Raw genomic sequence first — 1,921 nt, forward strand, 5'->3', positions numbered from 1 at the left:
CACGACTATTTATTGAAGAAAAGCGTCCTTGTGTAGGAATAACGGTAGCCAAGCCGACCTTTGCCAACTACATCTATGCCACACAACTCATTGAGGCTTATTTGCGTGAACGCTTGGGGCTGGAGGATATTCGCTACTCATCGCTTGACTATGGTTTCATCGAAGGGATGGACTTCTACCTTAAATCAGAGCGCAAACTTTCTCTTGCCACTATTCAGGTAGTGGTCATCTTCCTTAAAAAACTCATCGGCATCGGTCAGCAGAAGAAGTATATCCGCATCGACCCCTTTGCAGACTACAAAGCAGAACTTCCACACCGCACACGCAGGTATCTCACAACCGAAGAACTGCAACGAGTACTACAAACGCCCATTATTGACAAGCAGTTCGAGCGTGCAAGGCAGCTATTTCTTTTCTGTGCCTTCACCGGTTTGGCTCGTGTGGATATGCAACGGCTCAAACCGAAGCATATCATCCGTAATGCAGATGGTACAGAGGAAATCCGCATCAAGCGGCAGAAAACGGATGTGGAAGCCATAATCCCACTCTTGCCCATTGCAGGGCAAATCCTTTCGCTCTATATCAAGAACAAGAAAGCAGACGAATTGATATTCCCCAATCTCACAATTAGGAAAGCATCTTTTGCGTGTGTGAACATCGGTCAGATATGCCGGATAGAGAAAGGCTTGACCTTTCACATGGCTCGCCATACATTCTCAACCACGATTTGCCTTTCCAATGGTATTTCGATGGAAACGCTCAGCAAGATGCTCGGACACAGCAATATAGGTACGACACAAATCTACGGAAAGATAACCGACCACAAGATACAGGAAGATATGACTGCACTTGCTGATAGGGAGCATTCAGCCTTTGAAGGTTATTGCAAGTCGATTGCACGGCAGAACGTGCCACTGCAACAAGCATAAAAAGGAAGTAATTACCAAACATTTATTATTCACGATTAAAGACCAAATGATAATGAAACAGAACAACAAACAGGAACTTTCCTACTTTCGGTTGAAATTAAGAAGTTATATGAGTGAGCATCACCCCGAAAAATTGCACGACACGGAGTTTATCACCACACGAGCAGATATGGCTCTAACCACCTACTGCGATGCTGTAGTGCAGGGATTCACGCACCCCGAAGCGGAGAGCATAGCAAGTGAGGTGTTGTATCAAGGTTTGCACTTTTCCAAGTACGACACACTTGTTTCTGTCTTAGAGAACGAGTTTGAGAGGGAACTGCCTGCTCCGCTCCCCGATAAGCTTGCACCCATATTGTTGTCGAACAAGGCTATTCAAGCCACATTCGACAAGTTCGGTTTGACGGACACATTTGCCGCAAGCGGACAATACGACCGTCTTTACACCGAACTCACAGGCACAATAGTGCTACTCATCGAGAGCAACAACCAGCCAACGATCAGACTGACGGAGGAAGCAAGCCCAAAGGTGTTGTAAGCAAAGGCACACGCAAAGCCCCTGATGCCGTTTCTTATCGTGCAAAGGTACAACGGCAGCCTATCTGCCCTGACAAGGTCGAGTCCTGCGGATGGAGAGAAGAATCTCCTCCGCAGGATTTTTCTTTTTCAAGGCGGTATTGCCATTTTCATTAGCCATGCGGTCGTATTCATCTCTCCCAACCTTGCAGGGCAGGGCTGCCATAAGAGAGTATAGGCACGACAAGAATACGGCATACTCAGGCTCTTTGGACGCAAGGCGTAACAGCCAACAATAGATAGGACTGACGATAATACGGACAATCTGTTGTTTGTACAATTTGTTGTCATGACTATCTGTTGTCAAAACTATATATCGTCAAAACTATATATCGTCAAAATAATCTATCGATAAAACTATATATCGACACTTCGATATCTCGATTTGTCGAACTATCGAATTATCGATAAAATGG

2 protein-coding genes are annotated in these 1,921 nt (G+C 45.4%); both read left to right on the forward strand.

Going from position 1 to position 1,921, the window contains the following annotated elements; genetic code table 11:
• Window positions 1-929, forward strand: a 929-nt coding sequence (locus HMPREF9420_RS12685) for a site-specific integrase (RefSeq protein ID WP_007136142.1), incomplete at its 5' end; no start/stop codon positions are given.
• 52 nt (window positions 930-981) lie between these two features.
• Window positions 982-1,467 carry a DUF1896 domain-containing protein gene (locus HMPREF9420_RS12690; RefSeq protein ID WP_044079297.1) on the forward strand — a complete coding sequence of 162 codons (486 nt, stop codon included), beginning with the start codon at window positions 982-984 and terminating at the stop codon, window positions 1,465-1,467.
• Window positions 1,468-1,921 lie beyond the last annotated feature (454 nt).

Source organism: Segatella salivae DSM 15606 (assembly GCF_000185845.1).
Classification (GTDB): Bacteria; Bacteroidota; Bacteroidia; order Bacteroidales; family Bacteroidaceae; genus Prevotella; species Prevotella salivae.